The sequence below is a fragment of the Terribium retamae genome, assembly GCF_022347545.1.
GTDB lineage: Bacteria > Pseudomonadota > Alphaproteobacteria > Rhizobiales > Rhizobiaceae > Mesorhizobium > Mesorhizobium retamae.
Genome location: NZ_JAKREW010000001.1, coordinates 678,046 through 695,672, shown reverse-complemented (window position 1 = coordinate 695,672; position 17,627 = coordinate 678,046). Strand labels below are relative to the sequence as shown.

Below are 17,627 nucleotides of genomic sequence, written 5' to 3'. Positions count from 1 at the left end.
ATGGCCGATAGCGACGACGCGTGGAAGAGCGAACCCACGGTCATTAAGCCCAGCCCGGGTCGACCGAGGGCTTCCGGACGCGCCGACATTGGAGGAGATGGCGGGACGTTGCTGACAGCCGTCGAAGGCGGATCTGCAGCCCCCCAAATCGATTTCCGCTCTTCGGGTATGCCATTCCTCGTCGCGGCTGCCCGGCCGCAGCTAAATTTGCTCGACAGATTGCGCTCGCTGCCGGATGTGCCTGATCCGGAGCGGCTGCGTATGGCCGCAGTCGATGAGATGCGTTCCTATGAGCGCAAGGTCGCCAATGCTGGCGTCGATGTCGAAAACGCTCGCGTTGCACACTACGTGCTCTGCGCCACCATTGACGACGTTGTCCTTGCGACCCCTTGGGGGGCTGCGACCAATTGGGGATCGAACAGTCTCGTCTCCATGTTTCATCGCGACGTGCAAGGTGGCGAACGTGTGTTCGACCTTCTCGAGCATCTGCATCGCGATCCAGGTCGGAACAGCGACGTTCTGATGCTTCTCTATCTGTGCTTGTCGCTCGGCTTTCGCGGGCGCTTGCGTGTCAGCGCGCGTGGTGCGCTGGAACTGTCGCACTATCGCGACAGCCTCTACCGCACGCTCAAGGGAACAATGGCAGACTTCGAGCGCGAGCTGTCGCCGAATTGGCGAGGCGTCAACGCACGTGATCCGAAAAAAGGACTTAGGCACCTTCTTCCCGCGTTTCTGGCATTTCTCGTTCTGGCCATTGCGCTGGGCTATGTCGGCATCCTCAATATTCTCAACACGGATTCGGATCGTTTGATCGTTTCAGCCGCGGAATTGCCGCCGGTAGGGGTGCCAAGCATCAAGGTTGAGCAGCCCGCTCCGCAGCCGCCGGCGCCGCAAGACGATCCCATGGCGAAATTCCTCCGTTTCCTGCGGCCTGAGGTGCAGCGCGGCGTTCTGACAGCACAGCGCGACGGCAACGAGGTGTTGGTCCGATTCCGCAACACAGGCTTTTTTGCGCCCGGAAAGGCGGAGATCAATCCGGCGTTTCGGACCTTGCTCGAGAATATCGGGAAGGCCATCAACGACGCGCGCTTTGATGTCCTCGTCACCGGTCACACCGACAATTCGCCAATCAAGAACGTGACATTCCCTTCCAACTGGCACCTTTCAACGGCGCGCGCGGAAGCGGTTGCAAAGATACTCGAACAAATGGTGCCGAAGGAACGGATAACCTTCGAAGGGCGCGGCGAAACCGAACCCATCGATACCAACGATACGTCAAGCGGGAAGGAAGCAAACAGGCGGACTGAAATACTGGTGCGTTATGCCAAAGACACCAAGGAGAACGTAACCGTCGAGGGGCAGGGCGCCGCGCAATGAACTTCCTCTCCTGGTTTTACACTCTCAAATCTTACCTGGACTCCTATCTGGGCTTCCTAAAGGGGAGCCGATTCTGGTCGCTCATCTGGGTGTGCGCGATCTGCGTTGTCATCTGGTTCTACGGTGAAAGCCTGGGCTTTGGCTCATGGAGGCCACTCGAAGATCAGACCCGCCGCATTATCGCAATCGCAGTCGTCATCGTTTGCTGGCTGATATACCTCGTTGTCTCTTTTATTCGCCGTCGCCGCAGGGACAAGGCGCTGATCGAAGGCTTGGCGGACGGCGACAAGATCGATCCCGAAGCGGCATCGCGCGAAGAAGTCGGCGAGCTGCGTTCACGCCTCAGGGAAGCATTGTTGAAGATGCGCGCCCTGACGAAGAAGCGCTACAACTTTGTCTACGATTTCCCTTGGTACATGATCATCGGCGCGCCGGGTTCGGGCAAGACCACGACGCTGACAAATTCCGGTCTCAACTTTCCACTTGGCGAGGATTTGGAAAGTGTTGGAGGCGTCGGCGGCACGCGTAACTGCGACTGGTGGTTCACCGATGAGGCGATCCTCATCGACACGGCCGGGCGCTATACCACCCAGGACAGCGACGCGACGGTCGATTCCACTGCATGGCAAGGTTTCCTTGGGCTTCTGAAGAAGCATCGCCCACTCAAGCCAATTAACGGCGTTATCGTGACTTTGAGTGTCGAGGATGCCCTTACGCAAAGCCAACAGGCGCGCCTGAAGGAGATTCGTACAGTCCGCCAGCGCCTGCGCGATCTTGAAGATGCCCTAAAAGTCCGGGTTCCGGTCTACCTTGTCTTCACCAAGGTCGATGTGATCGCAGGCTTTGCCGAGTTTTTCGACTCGTTCAACAAATTCGACCGTGAACAGGTCCTGGGAACAACGTTTCCCCTCGGCGTCTCTCAATCGAGGGGAAAGATTGCTGACGCTTTTGGCGTTCAGTATGACCTGATCCTCGAACGGCTGAACCGCCTTCTGGTTGAACGCATGCAGCAGGAGCCGGATGATATCAGGCGGAGCCGCGTTTTCCGCTTTCCAGCACAATTCGCTGCGATGAAGTCTGCGATTATCGAGCAGGTCGCCGAACTGACTGCAGCATCAAAACTAACTCAATCTCCAATTCTGCGCGGGGTTTATTTCGCGTCCGCGACGCAATCGGGGCAGGTCTACGACAAGATCCGGTCTTCGGTATCGGAGCGGTTCGCTTTCCTGCCTGAAATGAGCGCATCCGGAAGCACCGGTCATAAGCCGTATTTCCTGTCCCGCTTATTCAACGAAGTCATTTTCAATGAAGCCAATCTGGTCACCACCGATCCGAAGGTTCATCGCCGCAAGCGCGTCCTGACCGCGGCACTCTATTCCGTTCCAATTGCGCTTGCCTGCCTCATTGCAGCCGGCTGGACTCATGCCTGGTTCACGAACCGGGCGACGATCAGTGCGGTCAATGAGAAGATTGCACTCTACAACACTGATGCTTCGAATATTCGCGTGGAAAACGTGGATGACAGTGACGTCGTTCGTACCGTCGAGCCCCTGAATTACCTGCGTGCAGCTCGGTACAACGACATTCAGGGTATCGACCGCTGGTTTTATTTTGGCTTGTCTCAAGAGAGGAAGCTCGCGGAAAGCATTGACCGTTCCTATGCCAAAGGGCTCAACGGCCTTCTTCTGCCGCGCTTGTTGGTCTACCTGCAGGACGGCATGAGCAAGCCAGGCATCGAGGCTGGTGACCTTTACAACAAGCTCAAGCTCTATTTGATGTTCGGCGGATTCGGAAAAATGGACTCCGTTTTTGCCGAAGAGACGCTGGCGGCCGATTTCGAAGCAAGTTTTCCGGGGGCAGGCCGAGCGGCCATGCGGCGAGCTCTTGTCGAGCATGTACGCGCACTGGTTACGCTCCGCGACATGAAGACCTTGGCCATCGATGAAAAGCTGGTCGAGGAAGCGAGGCAAGCCTTGCGTGCAAAAAGTCCAGCCGAACGCATCTATCAGGTGGCGACAAGCGGGACGGCCGCACGGCATCTGCCGGACTGGAGAATTTCAGACAAAACCGGCCCAAGCGGCGAGATGTTGCTGGAACGCAAGAGCGGCAAGCCTCTACGCGACGGTATTCGCGGCATCTTCACCCGCGAGGGATTCTATTCAGCGATCCTCGGAGAGATCGGGCAAACAACCGAGCGGTTTCTCGGGGAAGGATGGGTGCTCGGCGAAGATTATACTGCCGGGCTGAATTCCGACGAGGTCAAGCGAAGTGTCATCAATCTCTATCTGGCCGACTATCGAAAAGCCTGGGGCGAGTTGGTGCAGGACATGGCTATCAGGTCTCCTTCCGATTTGACCCAAGCTGCAAGTCTCGTCAGCCTGATGGTGGCGCGCAACAATCCGTTGCAAAATCTCGCTTCGGCGATCGGTCGCGATTCCGATCTGACGACGCGTCCAGACCCGGCACCTGTCTCACCGCAGGCGAGAGAAGCGTCCAAGGCCGTCGCCACACAGGAAGAGGCAGCAGACAAAGCGGCAGAGTTTCCCGTAACGCCGCCGGCCGAACTCTATGGCGGCAAGCCGTTGGGTGAGGATGCCAGGAAGCTCCTTTATCTTGTTGATGATCTTGGGCCGGGAGCCGTCGATCCCTACGCGAGTTTGCGGGACTATACAGCCGCAAACGGCGAACAGCCGGCGCCTATCAATACCCTCACGCCCATCTTCAACGAACTGCATATGCAACTGACCAAGGCTGCGACGAGCAGCAGCGAAGTGAAGACGATCTTCGGCGTCGATGGGGCGCTGGCAAGCGCGAACCAGCGCCTCTTGACAGAGGCGCAACTGGCGCCGCCGCCGGTTGACAACTGGCTTGGACAACTGGCGGCCGGCATCGCGAAACTGACCGCCAGTGGTGTGCAGGAGGCTCTCTCGAACCAGTGGGAAGTTACCGGAGGGCGTTTCTGCAAGCGGGCGCTCGAAGGACGCTACCCGTTCGAACGCAACGCCCAAAACGATGTCGCGATCGACGACTTCAACCGAATTTTCGGTCCGGGCGGTGAATTTTCGACGTTCTTCGAGTTGCATATGAAGCCATTTGTCGATGTTTCGCAAAGCCCGTGGCGTTGGACGGGTGTGGCTGGCAATGAAGCGGTCGCCAGCGATGCGCTCGCGCAATTCGAGCGTGCACGGCGCATCCAGTCCGCGTTCTTCGCTAACGGAACCGAGCTCAGCGTATCGGTCGACATCGAGCCGGCGACGCTGGATAATGATTCCACGTCGGTCAACCTTACGATCAACGACCAGGTGATCACCTATGATCACGGGCCTATCGCTCCCACCAAGCTGAAATGGCCGGGGGACGGCAATCGCTCGGCGCGAATTTCGTTCGAACCGCCGGGCAGCAACGCGAGTGCTCAGCGCACGGGTCCCTGGGCGATGTTCAGGCTCTTTGATATGGCGCGGCGTAAAAACACCAGCGAGAATACATTCACGGCGACATTCGCGTTCGGCAAACGTTATGCCGGCTTCAACGTCGTTGTGGGTTCCGTGTTGAATCCCTTCAATCTCTCGGACTTGGCGGAGTTCCGCTGCCCGGAACGGCTCTGATGGCGGCGCTGCGGCTGGTTCGGTTGGGCTATTTCGGCAAGGTGCCTTCGAATGGCGATTTCGTTTCGCGCAATGTCGACCGGAGCCTGCGTGAGCTGGTGGACGGCTGGATGCAGCAGGGTATGGAAGAAAGTCGCCGCGTGCTTGGCGACGATTGGCTGCAGAGCTTTCTGACCGCTCCCGTCTGGCGCTTTGTGATCGGCAGCGGTGGCTCCGTCGCCTTTGGTATCAAGATTCCCAGTGTCGACCGGATCGGGCGCTACTTTCCTTTCGCCATTCTGGGCGAGCTCGCCGAGCCAGCACTGGACGCCAGCACGCTGTCAAGGCTGGACAAGATGCTTGATCGGCTGGAACCGCTGTTGCTGTCTGCTCTCGACGATGATTTCGATCTCGACCATTTTGGTTATCGACTTGTCGATTTCCAGAAAAGGGAGTTGGCTGGCAAGGCGTCCGCCAACTTGCTGATTTCCGAGATCCTGCCGGAAACCGAATTTCGCAATCTCGATGAGGTGCTTGCGGGCCTTGATTGGAACGACGCTTCCGTCTGGTGGACACGCGGGAGTACTTACCGGCAAGCGGAAATATTCAGCCTCCACGGTTTGCCTGCACCGACGGCCTTCGCTGGATTGTTGCGGGACAGGAACGTCTTTGCTGACCTCGAAAAGATATGGATGGAAGTTCGCGATCTGGCGTTGACGCAAAGCGACAATGGTCAGATCGAACTCGCAGGACGCCATGGAGGTTTGCAGCCCTATCTTATCTGCCATCCCGGCAACGCTTCAGGACACAACACGTCTTTTGGCGCCATAGACCCCTTCAGGAACAGTCTGATCATTTCCGACGGTCGTTTCGCTACGGCCTTCCAGGCAATGGTCTCGCGATTGGTGTGCAGGGTTTTGCCTGGGTTATGGGATTACGAGGCGGCGACGCTCGACGAAGAAGAATTAGACAAGTTGGCGTCGTTTCTGTCGGCAAAGACCTCGTCGCAGAAGGTCAACATTCTCCCGGATTTCAGCTTTGCGGCACTGTTCCAGGATGGGGTTTTTCCCGGACGCGTTTACCTTGTTTGCGCGGGCGACTACTTCTGCGGCCGTATCCGCGGCGCAGAGATGGCACTTTTGTTATCAAATGACGCGATGGGCGACGACGGAACTGTGCGGCGGCTGCTTGACGGTAAATGTCTGGTTCTGCCGATTGACCTGCTACCGGATGATCGATTGCTGGTCGCCAATGTGGCGTTCAGGAGGCCCGATTTATTGGCGGAATTAGGTGAGGTGTTGGTGCAAGTGTCTGCTCCATCGGAGCTGGCACATGCTGCGCTTGAACTTGCGCTTTTGCGTGGTACTCGCGGAAACTTGGCGATTGGCTGCATGGGAGGTGGCTAGTTTTCGCTGCGATTGTCGCAGTTCGGGCGCAGCCGACCCCGATTTGCGGATGATCCTGCCCGTAAGCCGTTCTGACCAGCTCGCTGTAAATATCAAGGTCTCGGATTATGGCTCCCCGGGCCGGATTCGAACCAGCGACCAACCGGTTAACAGCCGGTTGCTCTACCACTGAGCTACCGGGGAACAGGGCTCTCGTGTGAACGGGGCTGGCTATAGCGATCCTTTTCGGCTTTGCAAAGCGGGAATTCGTATTTTTTTGAAGGTTTTTCTGCGACGCGTTCTCGCAATCGCCACAGCGCGCCATCATATCAGGCGCCAATGCCGGCAAATCGGGGCGTTTGAGGCGTCCGGACTTCACCGGGCAGAGGAGCAAGGATGAGCGAAACGGTGCAAGGCATGAGCGCAGACAGCGAGCCTCGCAAACGAAAACACAAGATTTCGGCTTTCGGGCGCGAATTCGCATTGCCACGCTCGCGTGCGTTGCGCATCGCCATCGGTGTGGCGTTCCTGTTCGGTGGCCTGCTTTGGTTCCTGCCGGTTCTGGGCCTGTGGATGCTGCCAGTCGGTTTCCTGGTGCTCTCCTACGAGTTCGCGGTGATTCGACGCCACCGCCGCCGCATCGTGGTGTGGTGGGAGCGGCGCCGCCGCTCCTAGACCTTTCATCCGCACGTGCTTCACCTGTCGTTTCGCCCTCGCCGAAACAGGCGCCGAGGTCCTGTTCAGAATAGGTTAGGGATTTGTTTCCAGAATGGAGCTTGTGTCCTTGACTGCCAAAACGGCCCAACCTATTGAAGCGCCGTGGAACGCCGGGAGCGATAAGGCCTCGTGGCGGAGTGGTTACGCAGAGGACTGCAAATCCTTGCACCCCGGTTCGATTCCGGGCGAGGCCTCCAATCCCGAGCCGGCGTTGTGCGTCGGCGGGCGTTCTGGAAGACTGTAGGCGCATGATTCGCGCCGGAAGCGGGACGGTTGGAACATGAGCGCTGATTTCTCCGCACGCCGCGTGAAGATGGTCGATGGCCAGCTGCGCACCACCGACGTGACGAACGCTCCGATACTCGACGCTTTCCTTGCAGTACCGCGTGAAGCCTTCTTGCCGGCCAGCCAAAGCGATCTTGCTTATATCGATGAGGATATCCGACTCTCCGGTGTGGCCGGAGAACCGCGTTACATGATGGAGCCGTCGCCACTGGCCAAGCTGCTACAGCTGGCGGGAATCGGTTCCGAAGACCGCGTGCTGGATGTCGGCTGCGGCAGTGGATATTCGGCAGCGATTCTGTCGCGGCTCGCGAGGGCGGTCACCGCTCTCGAAAGCGATTCGGGTCTGGCCGAGACCGCCCGCACGACGCTCGCCTCGCTCGGCTACGACAACGTCACCGTTGTCGAGGGCGCACTGCGCGACGGTTATGCCCAGAATGCGCCCTACAACGTGATTCTCATTGGTGGCAGCGTGGAGGAGGTGCCTCAAGCGCTCCTCGACCAGCTTGCCGAAGGCGGTCGTCTCGTCGCCGTGGAAGGGCACGGCAACGCAGGTGTGGCCCGTCTCTTTTTGAAGACTACTGGTATCGCGACCGGACGGCGTGCATTTAATGCGGCAATAAAGCCACTACCGGGATTCGAACGTGTGCGTGTTTTCGAATTCTGAGAGATTTACTCTTGCGGCCTACGCCGCGGCATGATGGCTTGTATTAACAGATCGTTGCCGACGGTTCGGATTTGGGGAGACGGGCTAGCGGCAGGGAACATAAACACGCAATGACGGTTGCCAAAAACGACGGCGGCCGTTCTTGCGTGGTTTCCAATGAAGAATGAGGATTTGCCGTGCATTCTGTAAACAAGAGTCTCCTCGCAATTCTGCTTGCTTCGGTGACCGCGCTTTCTCCCGTCGCGGCATCTGCCGAAACCATACTCGGCGCACTGTCAAAGGCTTATCAGAACAACTCGACGCTGAATTCGTCGCGCGCCGGCGTACGTGTGACTGACGAAGGCGTGGCGATTGCCAAGTCCGGCTGGCGCCCGACCGTCACAGGTTCGGCCAGCATCGACTATTCGAGCACGCGAGGAAACAACGCCGGCCGCCTGACGACGGGCAATTTCGGCGTTCAGATCAATCAGACTCTCTTCGATGGTTTCCAGACCAAGAACAATGTTGCCGCGGCGGAAGCGCAGGTTCGTGCTTCCCGGGAAGGGCTGAACAACACCCAGAATGATACTCTTTTCGCTGCGGCTCAGGCGTATATGAACGTTATTCACGATCGTCAGGTCGCGAAGTTAACCCAACAGAATCTCAAATTCCTGACCGAGCAGGTGCGCGCGGCGCGTTCGCGCTTCGAAGTGGGTGAAGGTACCCGCACCGACGTAGCACAGGCCGACGCTCAGCGTTCCACGGCACAAGCCCAGGTGAGCGCGGCCCAGGCGCAGGTGCTGGCCAGCGAAGGAATCTATCGTCAGATCATCGGTGACAAGCCGGGCAAGCTGAAAGCGCCATCGCCGCTGGGCAAGCTGCTGCCGTCGAACATCGAAAATGCCATTGCCGCGGCGACGAACGAAAATCCAGCGATCCTGGCCAATCAGCACCTCGTCGATGCCTCCGGCTTCGGCGTCAAGGCAGCCGAAGGTGCACTGTTGCCGCAAGTGAGTGCTTCAGCAGGCATTTCTCGCAATTATCGAGATGCATCGCCCGGCAGCATCCTAAGTCCCGACGGTTCGTCGACCTCTGCCAGCGTAGGGGCGACCGTGACGGTGCCGATCTATTCGGGTGGCCGTACGTCTGCGACCGTTCGTCAGCAGAAGGAGAGACTCGGTCAGGCTCGCATCGAGGTCGATGTGACGCGCGACCTTGTGCGTAAGAATGTTGTGGCGGCGTGGACTGCCTATCAGGCGGCTCGCGAGAACGTTGATGCCAATCGCGCTTCCATCGCAGCCGCGCAACTGGCGTTGAACGGCGTGATCGAAGAGCGCAATGTCGGTCAGCAGACGACGCTCGACGTCTTGAACGCCCAGAACGTGGTGATTAGCGCGCAGATTAATCTGGCCGCTTCCGAACGCGATGTGGTGATTGCCAGCTACGGTATCCTTCAGGCGATGGGGCGCCTTACCGTCGAGCGCCTGGGCCTGCAGGTGGCGAAATACAATCCGGAAGAGCACTATGAGGCTGTCAAAGACAAGTGGATTGGCCTGCGCACACCGGATGGTCGTTGATCATCCACGGTCTTGTGAATTTGAAACAGCCCCGCCTAGCGGGGCTGTTTCATTTCTAATCTGTTGAAACAGCGCCAGCCCCTGGTTTGGGGATTCTCTGATTGCAATCGGTCGGTTACGCTTGAGCCGATGATTCGAATCGGCCTTCGTGCCGGGCGAAAATGCAACAGGTTTCCAGGGCGGCGAATGTGACCATGGCCACGGCAGCAAGCAGCGCGCAGCGCGAACCTTCGATGGAAGAGATCCTGGCTTCCATCCGCAGGATCATCGAAGACAGCGATTCGGGCCGTAAGGCCGCACTCGAATCCGAGGCGGGACAGTATGAGGAAGCTGCTGCGGCCGCGTCTGCCTCTGTCGAGGAGACCGCCCCTGAAGTCGATGCGTTTCGCAGTGAACTGCGCACCGAAGCGCCGAGCAAGCCTGTCAGCCTTGCCGAGGTCCAAGCGCAGCTTACGGCGGAAGACGCCGAGCATGAGCGTCCTGCCGCTTCAGTCATAACGCTGGCTGAAATCGGCGCAATGACGGCTCGATCCGCACCTGCCGGGTCGCAAGCAGCTGCGACCCACGATGAAATGACTGCTCGTACCGGGTGGCCGCGAGAAGTCGAGGCTGTTTCTGATGAACGGGTGGAGAAAATCCTCAAGCCAGAGCATGCTGTCTCCGAACTGCCCGATGGCGGTATCTCGGGAACGCTCCCGAAGGGCGAAGCGCGCGTGGGGTCGGCCCTGGAAACGGCTGCGCTGCGACCCTCGCTGATATCCGAACATACCAGCCGCCAGGTGGCGGCTTCCTTCGAGGAATTGTCGGAAGCCTTCGCCGGGCGAGCCAAGAAGACCTTTGACGACATGGCGGCCGAAATGCTGCGCCCGATGCTGCAGGACTGGCTGGACAACAATTTGCCGACGCTGGTCGAGCGTCTCGTGCGCGAAGAGATCGAGCGGGTCGCTCGAGGCTCCTGATCAAGGCTGAGGGCTTTCCGCTCGCTCCTGCCGAAACACGCAGACGCCGCCTCGACGAAGACGGCGCCTGCCTTTGCCTCTCAGGATCCGACGCGTTTCATCAGTGCCATGGCGCCGAAGGGGGCCCGGACCTTACCTTCGGTGATGAAGTAGGCGAACACGTCGCGCGGCCTGGCCTCTGCTCTGGTGCCGGGGTCGGCACGCTTGAGGTCATCCGGTTCACCGCCTGCAGCCCAGGTCTTGACGCGTTCTGCCCACTGATCGAGCGCTTTCGGCGTATAGCAATCGGGATTGTCGTCGCTGCCAGTCTGCAGCCGCGCATACACGAAGTCGCCGGTTACATCGGAAATCGCCGGATATTTCGCATGGTCGGCATAAACGATCGCGACATCGTGCTTTCGTGCGAGCGCGGCGAATTCGGGGACGATGAAAGAATCGTGACGGACCTCGACCGCATGACGCAGTGTGACCCCATCCTGCTTTTCGGGCAGAAGCGCCAGGAATGCACCGAAATCATCGGCGTCGAAGCGCTTGGTGGGCGCGAATTGCCAAAGAATAGGCCCGAGCTTGTCGCCGAGTTCCGAGACGCCTGAATCGAGGAAGCGCTGCACCGATTCTCCAGCTTCAGCCAGCACTCGGCGATTGGTCGCAAAGCGGATTGCTTTCAGTGAGAAGACAAATCCGTCCGGCGTATCCTTCGCCCATTTGGCGAATGTCGGCGGTTTGAAGGTCGAATAGTAAGTGCCGTTGACTTCGATGGTAGGGACCTGTCGCGACGCATAGTTGAGCTGCTTCGCCTTCGACAGCGTTTCCGGATAGAACGACGTATCCCAGGGCTCGAATGTCCAGCCGCCCATACCGGACCGGATTGTTCCTGCTGCACTCATCCATCCCTCCTTGTGCCGTTCGATGCCGCTGGTCAGTCAAACCACGGCGAAGCGCGGCAAGCCATCCGAAATCGGCAAAGCCGGCAATCATCCTGCCAAATTCCGTCCAGCACCAGGGCCGTCAGGTGTTGAGCAAAGTCCCTTTGATCGGCTGGGTTGTGCTCCAGGGCAGCGCTCCAAAGCTCCCATCTCCTCCATTTGAGGTATGTACCTTGGATTAAGATGCGCTAACATCAAGGCAGACCGTTAATACCGTTCTCCCGGTTCTTTGGCTCGGGGGCGCGGCGCGGTGCCAACGGCCGCGTTGCCGCCAAATGCTAGGGAGAGCAGGCGAAGATTTCGTCTGCTCTTTTTTTGTTCCCGTTTCCTGGTTTTTGTGTCTGCTGCGGACGAACCCGGCCGGAGCAGGGCTATTCCCGGCCTGCCGCCATCCTGACGACCTTGCCACCGGCAATCGCCTGGACCGCCGTTGCGCTGGCGTCACCGAGGGCATGCGGGGCGGCGATCCACTCGGCCGTGTTGCAGGAGGGTCAGATCTTTCCGCCCTGATCTTCCCAGGTGAGCGCTTTCATTGGCAGGTCAACGCTGGCAATCTGCCTGTCCTGCATCAGGGGCGTTCCACCCTTAGGGTTGCCGAAGATCAAAAGCTGCGTTGGGCGAAGCGTCATGCCGGCCTCGCGTGCGCCTGCCGCATGATCGATGCGGGCAAAAATGTAGAGGCCAAGCCCGGTCACCGTCTCTGCCAGGCGATCGAGGGTTTCGGGCACCTCGAAGCGGCTTTCGACCGAGACGATGCCTTCGCTGTCGTTCACTCGGCCGCCTCGCGTTTGCCTTTCGGCCGACGCTCCAGAAGTTCCTTGAGGAATTGGCCGGTATAGGAGCGCGGCTCGGCGACGATATCTTCCGGCGTGCCGGAAGCCACCAGCTCACCGCCGCCATCGCCGCCTTCGGGGCCGAGGTCGAGCACCCAGTCTGCTGTCTTGATGACCTCGAGATTGTGCTCGATCACGATCACCGTGTTGCCCTGGTCGACCAATTCATGCAGCACTTCCAAGAGCTTCGCCACATCGTGGAAATGCAATCCCGTGGTCGGCTCGTCGAGTATATAGAGCGTCTTGCCGGTGGCCTTGCGCGACAGTTCCTTGGCGAGCTTGATTCGCTGCGCCTCGCCACCCGACAACGTGGTTGCCTGCTGTCCGATGTGGATATAGCCAAGGCCGACCTGGTTGAGCGTGATCAGCTTGTCGCGCACCGCAGGCACCGCGGCGAAAAACTCGACGCCTTCCTCGACGGTCATATCGAGCACATCAGCGATCGACTTTCCCTTGAAGGTAACGTCCAGGGTTTCTCGGTTGTAGCGCTTGCCGTGGCAGACGTCGCAGGTGACATAGACGTCCGGCAGAAAGTGCATCTCGATCTTGATGACGCCGTCGCCCTGGCATGCCTCGCAGCGGCCACCTTTGACATTGAAGGAGAAGCGGCCGGGCTGGTAGCCGCGCGCCTTGGCTTCGGGCAGGCCGGCAAACCAGTCGCGGATCGGCGTGAAGGCGCCGGTATAGGTTGCCGGGTTGGAACGCGGGGTACGGCCGATCGGGCTCTGGTCGATGTCGATGACCTTGTCGAGGAACTCCAGACCCTCGATGCGATCGTGCTCGGCAGGATGTTCACGCGATCCCATGATGCGGCGCGACGCTGCCTTGAACAGCGTCTCGATCAGGAAGGTCGACTTACCGCCGCCGGAAACGCCAGTCACCGCAGTGAACGTGCCGAGCGGAAACTCGGCGGTGACGTTCTTCAGATTGTTGCCGCGGGCGCCGACAACCTTGACGCGCTTGCCCTTCTTACCGGGGCGTCGTTCGGTTGGTGTGGCAACCTCGAGCTCTCCGGAAAGATATTTGCCGGTAATGGAGGCCGGGTTTGCCATGACGTCGCGCGGCGTGCCTTGCGCAATGATACGGCCGCCATGAATGCCCGCTGCCGGCCCGATATCAACGACATAGTCGGCAGTCAGGATGGCGTCCTCGTCATGTTCGACGACGATCACCGTGTTGCCGATGTCGCGCAGGTGTTTCAGCGTGTCCAGCAGGCGCGCATTGTCGCGCTGGTGCAGGCCGATCGACGGCTCGTCCAGCACATAAAGCACGCCGGTGAGGCCCGAGCCGATCTGCGAGGCGAGGCGGATACGCTGGCTTTCACCGCCGGAAAGCGTGCCGGAATTGCGCGACAGCGTCAGGTAGTCAAGACCGACATCGTTGAGGAAACGCAGCCGCTCGCGGATCTCCTTCAAGATGCGGATGGCGATTTCGTTTTGCTTTTCGTTCAGTTGCGCCGGCAGTTCATTGAACCACAGGTCGGCCTTGCGGATCGACAGCTCCGTCACTTCGCCAATGTGTTTGCCGGCGATCTTTACTGCCAGCGCCTCCGGCTTCAGCCGATAGCCGCCGCACGCGGGGCAGGGTGTGGCAGCCATGAAGCGCTCGATTTCTTCGCGCATCCATGCCGATTCCGTTTCTTTCCAGCGCCGTTCGAGGTTGGGAATCACGCCCTCGAAGGTCTTGGTGGTCTTGTAGGAGCGCAGGCCGTCGTCATAATTGAAAGTGACTTCGCGCTCGCCGGTCCCACGCAGGATGGCCTGCTTGGCCTCTTCTCTCAGATCCTTGAACTTGTCGCCAAGCTTGAAGTCATAGACCTTGCCCAAAGCTTCCAGCGTCTGGGAGTAGTATGGCGAGGTGGACTTCGCCCAAGGTGCCACCGCGCCGTCGCGCAAGGTCACATTATCGTCGGGCACGACCAGGTTTTCGTCGATGGCGCGCTGGCTACCGAGGCCATCGCAGGTCGGACAGGCGCCGAACGGGTTGTTGAAGGAAAACAGCCTTGGTTCGATTTCCGGGATGGTGAAGCCGGAAACCGGACAAGCGAACTTTTCCGAAAAAAGGATACGTTCGTGCGTCTCGTTCTTGGATTTATAGGCAGATTCTTCCGCCGTTGCTTCGGCTGGCAAGGGCCGGTCGGCGAATTCCGCGACAGCCAAACCGTCTGCAAGTTTGAGGGCGGTTTCCATGGAGTCGGCCAAGCGCGTGGCAAGGTCGGCACGAACGACGATGCGGTCGACGACAACATCGATGTCGTGCTTGTATTTCTTGTCGAGTGCCGGCACGTCGGCGATCTCGTAGAAGATGCCGTCGACCTTGACGCGCTGGAAGCCCTTCTTCTGGAGTTCCAGCAGTTCCTTCTTGTATTCGCCCTTGCGGCCGCGAACCATCGGCGCGGTGATGTAGAGGCGTGTGCCTTCCTCCAGGGCCAAGACGCGATCGACCATCTGGGAAACGGTCTGGCTCTCGATCGGCAGGCCGGTGGCTGGTGAATAGGGCACACCGACGCGCGCAAACAGGAGGCGCATATAGTCGTAGATTTCGGTAACGGTGCCGACTGTCGAGCGCGGATTGCGCGACGTCGTTTTCTGCTCGATCGAGATGGCCGGCGACAGGCCGTCGATTTGGTCGACGTCCGGCTTCTGCATCATTTCCAAGAACTGACGCGCATAGGCCGAAAGGCTCTCGACATAGCGACGCTGGCCCTCGGCATAGATAGTGTCGAACGCGAGTGAGGACTTGCCCGAACCGGACAGGCCGGTCATGACGACAAGGCTGTCGCGGGGCAGATCCAGGTCGACGTTTTTCAGATTGTGTTCGCGCGCGCCGCGAATGGAAATATATTTATGGTCGGCCATGCCGGTCCGCCGCCTCTGCAAGATCTCGGATTGGCGAACCTGCCGCCGCCCGCTCATATGGGTATTATCGCCGCGAGATCGAGAGATCCCCAACATTTCAGCGTTTAACCGCCTTTCGCGCGGGCGAGCAAGCAAAAAAGAACAAAGGCCGAACGTGCTCCTGACAATGCTATGTCAGCAGAACGTGACGTTCCGGACCGTTCCGATCACAATTTTTGGAATCGGCTGGCTGCCGGTTGACGCTGCGGAAGTGAAAGCGCAAGGTTGTTCCGTCGCCTGAACCGATCGCCCACTGGCGATCCTCGAGCCGGAAGGCGGTCTGCGAGGCGCCGCAGACCAGACGAGTGAGAGTTCAGGAAGACGGCAAGAGCAACCAACAGAAGGAGCGAGGTATGACCCCACCGGACAGTCCCTACGGGCTCCAACTGTCGTTGGAGCCGCGGCAGGCATAAGTGTCAGGAAGGCAGCGCCTATCCGAGGCAAGCGGTGACCTGTCGATCCCTCACAATCAGAGACTACTAGTCGGGTCGTCGGCTGTGAGCCGCGAAGCACCCGAAATCCCAAAACCGGTAAAACGCTCCCGGTAGATTTGGGTACAGCCCTTAAAAGCCCCGTCCGCATGCAAACGCTGCGGCGGGGCTGTTCTTATTGGTCAATGCACCGGCTCTAATTCAGCGTCGTGGTGTGGAAATATCACCAGCACCGATATCCACGGTCACCGATCCGGAAATCCGTACATCCATATTGCCGATCTTGAACTGACGACCTGTGGCGGGGTCGTAATCGTCCGGTTCAGGTTGCGGGGCTGCCGGCTTGACGATGCTGTAGCCTCCGTTGACACCGGGCAGCGGCTTTTGCACCTGTTTGCCCGTGTCTCCGGCCAATGCTGCCGAAGCCGAGAGGATTATCACGAGAGTTGCGAGTGCAGGGGCGGCCATAGAGGTCATCGCCGGAACATAAGCGTAATGAACCGACACGACCAGTGCCGGCTCAACCTTCTATTAGTCAGATGATCTGGGACTTCACGCTGCCCGTTTTCGCGAGTCATAAACATGGTCGACCAGCCCCCAAGCCTTGGCTTCCTCGGCATTCATGAAATGGTCGCGGTCGAGCGTGGCCTCGACCTCCCCGGTGGTGCGGCCGCAATGCCGGGCGTACAGGTCGATCATCTGTCGCTTGGTTTTCAGGATGTCCTCGGCGTGACGCTGGATGTCGGATGCCTGGCCCTGGAAGCCGCCTAGCGGCTGGTGCAGCACGATCTTGCTGTTGGGAAGGGCGATGCGTCGACCGGCGTCGCCAGCCATCAGCAGGAACGAACCCATGGAGGCAGCAAAGCCCATGCAGACCGTGGATATCGGGCAAGAGATGTAACGCATCGTGTCGTAGATGGCGAAGCCGGAACTCACCACGCCACCTGGAGAGTTGATGTAAAGCGACACCTCCTTCTCGGGATTGTCTGCCTCCAGCGTGAGCAACTGCGCGCAGATGATTGCGGCCATGTTGTCCTCGATCTGGCCGTTGACGAAAATGATGCGCTCGCGCAGCAGCCGGGAGAAAATGTCGAAGGAGCGTTCGCCGCGGCTCGACTGCTCGATCACCATGGGCACGAGGTTGGCAATGCCGGACATCATCTTGTTCCTTCTCGGTTCAGGCCGCCATGCGCCATTGTGGTGCATTGGTAATGGCGAGCGGTTTGTTGTTCTTCAACGCATTGATGGTGACGCTGCATTTGGCACCGGCGATGCTGCAGGCCATTGTCGTGATTGCGACGAAACCGTCATGGACGACACGTAAATGCGTTCCGCCGCTTGCCGAAGGTTCCAATTCGAAAGTAACCACGCTGGCGAAGCCTTGCGCCTGCTCCGATCCCGCGGTGCCTTGCTCGCGCCAGGAATAGCGCAGCAGCCTTCCGGGCTCTGCATCAAGAACCTTGCAATCGATGCGGCCTTCAGCCCCGAGCGAAAAACGATGCCCCGTTTCGGCTTTGATGTCGTTCGGCATCAGCCAGGCGGCGACGATTTCCGGCTCGGTAAGCGCACGCCACACCTTTTCCGGTGCCTGCGGCAAATCGCATTCGAGAACGATGTCTTCGTGGCAAGGTTTTTCATGGGTCATTGATCCATCTCCTTCAGCACGGTCTTCAGCCTTTCGATGCGCTCAGGCCAGAAGGCGCGGTAGCGTTCGACCCAAGTGAATAGCGGTGACAGCCCTTCCGGGTCGGCCCGGTAGAAGGCGTTGCGTCCGACGCGTCGCTCACTCACCAGTCCGGCATTGCGCAACACCGCGAGGTGCTGCGAGACGGCAGGCTGCGAGATGGGTGTGCCAGTACGCAATTCAGAAACGGTCATCTCGTCTGCGGCAAGTCGTTCGAACAGCGCGCGGCGGGTAGGGTCGGCCAGGGCTTTGAAGATTTCGGATTCGATCATGTCAAAAGCATAAGTGGATACTTATAGATTTGGCAATAGCCTTTCCGCGCAAGCTTC

The 17,627-nt window shown here is 59.2% G+C and carries 14 protein-coding genes and 2 tRNA genes; 8 read left to right on the top strand and 8 right to left on the bottom strand.

All coding sequences use genetic code 11. From position 1 onward, the window contains the following. The first annotated feature begins 108 nt into the window (after positions 1 to 108). Genes tssL through tagF form a run of 3 tightly spaced genes read left to right on the top strand, consistent with a single transcriptional unit; the run spans position 109 to position 6,367 of the window. The gene (gene tssL, locus L4923_RS03315) at positions 109 to 1,377 is read left to right on the top strand and encodes a type VI secretion system protein TssL, long form (RefSeq protein WP_239361998.1); all 1,269 of its coding nucleotides are present in this window, start codon (positions 109 to 111) and stop codon (positions 1,375 to 1,377) included. Next, positions 1,374 to 4,982 carry a type VI secretion system membrane subunit TssM gene (gene tssM / locus L4923_RS03310; protein ID WP_239361997.1) on the top strand — a complete coding sequence of 1,203 codons (3,609 nt, stop codon included), beginning with the start codon at positions 1,374 to 1,376 and terminating at the stop codon, positions 4,980 to 4,982. Before tssL ends, tssM begins: the two co-directional genes overlap by 4 nt. Beyond that, a complete protein-coding gene (tagF, locus tag L4923_RS03305) occupies positions 4,982 to 6,367 on the top strand; it encodes a type VI secretion system-associated protein TagF (protein WP_239361996.1) in 1,386 nt (461 codons plus the stop codon). The genes tssM and tagF overlap by 1 nt, the downstream gene beginning before the upstream one ends. A 108-nt stretch (positions 6,368 to 6,475) precedes the next feature. Here the strand turns inward: tagF and L4923_RS03300 are convergent. Next, a tRNA-Asn gene (locus L4923_RS03300) sits at positions 6,476 to 6,550 on the bottom strand. A 213-nt stretch (positions 6,551 to 6,763) separates the two neighbouring features. Between L4923_RS03300 and L4923_RS03295 the strand changes: the two genes are divergently transcribed. The 5 genes from L4923_RS03295 to L4923_RS03275 all read left to right on the top strand — a co-directional run bounded on the left by L4923_RS03295 (position 6,764) and on the right by L4923_RS03275 (position 10,527). Further along, the gene (locus L4923_RS03295; protein ID WP_239362074.1) at positions 6,764 to 7,021 is read left to right on the top strand and encodes a hypothetical protein; all 258 of its coding nucleotides are present in this window, start codon (positions 6,764 to 6,766) and stop codon (positions 7,019 to 7,021) included. A 165-nt stretch (positions 7,022 to 7,186) separates the two neighbouring features. Next, positions 7,187 to 7,260: transfer RNA gene (locus tag L4923_RS03290), tRNA-Cys, on the top strand. A gap of 83 nt (positions 7,261 to 7,343) precedes the next feature. Beyond that, positions 7,344 to 8,012: a protein-L-isoaspartate O-methyltransferase family protein gene (locus tag L4923_RS03285; RefSeq protein ID WP_239361995.1), complete on the top strand. Its 669-nt coding sequence runs from the start codon at positions 7,344 to 7,346 to the stop codon at positions 8,010 to 8,012. Between the two features lie 176 nt (positions 8,013 to 8,188). Further along, positions 8,189 to 9,568: a TolC family outer membrane protein gene (locus L4923_RS03280; RefSeq protein WP_239361994.1), complete on the top strand. Its 1,380-nt coding sequence runs from the start codon at positions 8,189 to 8,191 to the stop codon at positions 9,566 to 9,568. Positions 9,569 to 9,762: 194 nt separating this feature from the next. After that, positions 9,763 to 10,527: a PopZ family protein gene (locus L4923_RS03275; RefSeq protein ID WP_239361993.1), complete on the top strand. Its 765-nt coding sequence runs from the start codon at positions 9,763 to 9,765 to the stop codon at positions 10,525 to 10,527. An 80-nt stretch (positions 10,528 to 10,607) separates the two neighbouring features. Here L4923_RS03275 and L4923_RS03270 read toward each other — a convergent pair whose 3' ends face one another. The 7 genes from L4923_RS03270 to L4923_RS03240 form a co-directional block, all read right to left on the bottom strand. Next, a complete protein-coding gene (locus tag L4923_RS03270) occupies positions 10,608 to 11,414 on the bottom strand; it encodes a DUF72 domain-containing protein (RefSeq protein WP_239361992.1) in 807 nt (268 codons plus the stop codon). A gap of 530 nt (positions 11,415 to 11,944) precedes the next feature. After that, entirely contained in the window at positions 11,945 to 12,226 is a 282-nt protein-coding gene (locus L4923_RS03265) for a DUF302 domain-containing protein (RefSeq protein WP_239361991.1), read from the bottom strand. Continuing rightward, positions 12,223 to 15,144: an excinuclease ABC subunit UvrA gene (uvrA, locus tag L4923_RS03260; RefSeq protein ID WP_239361989.1), complete on the bottom strand. Its 2,922-nt coding sequence runs from the start codon at positions 15,142 to 15,144 to the stop codon at positions 12,223 to 12,225. Before uvrA ends, L4923_RS03265 begins: the two co-directional genes overlap by 4 nt. 671 nt (positions 15,145 to 15,815) lie before the next feature. Further along, entirely contained in the window at positions 15,816 to 16,121 is a 306-nt protein-coding gene (locus L4923_RS03255; RefSeq protein ID WP_239361985.1) for a hypothetical protein, read from the bottom strand. Positions 16,122 to 16,166: 45 nt separating this feature from the next. Continuing rightward, positions 16,167 to 16,772: an ATP-dependent Clp protease proteolytic subunit gene (locus tag L4923_RS03250; RefSeq protein ID WP_239361983.1), complete on the bottom strand. Its 606-nt coding sequence runs from the start codon at positions 16,770 to 16,772 to the stop codon at positions 16,167 to 16,169. Between the two features lie 19 nt (positions 16,773 to 16,791). Further along, entirely contained in the window at positions 16,792 to 17,259 is a 468-nt protein-coding gene (locus tag L4923_RS03245) for an SRPBCC family protein (RefSeq protein WP_239361981.1), read from the bottom strand. Beyond that, positions 17,256 to 17,570 (bottom strand): ArsR/SmtB family transcription factor, encoded by a 315-nt coding sequence (locus L4923_RS03240; RefSeq protein ID WP_239361978.1) that lies wholly within the window; start codon positions 17,568 to 17,570, stop codon positions 17,256 to 17,258. Before L4923_RS03240 ends, L4923_RS03245 begins: the two co-directional genes overlap by 4 nt. Positions 17,571 to 17,627: the final 57 nt, after the last annotated feature.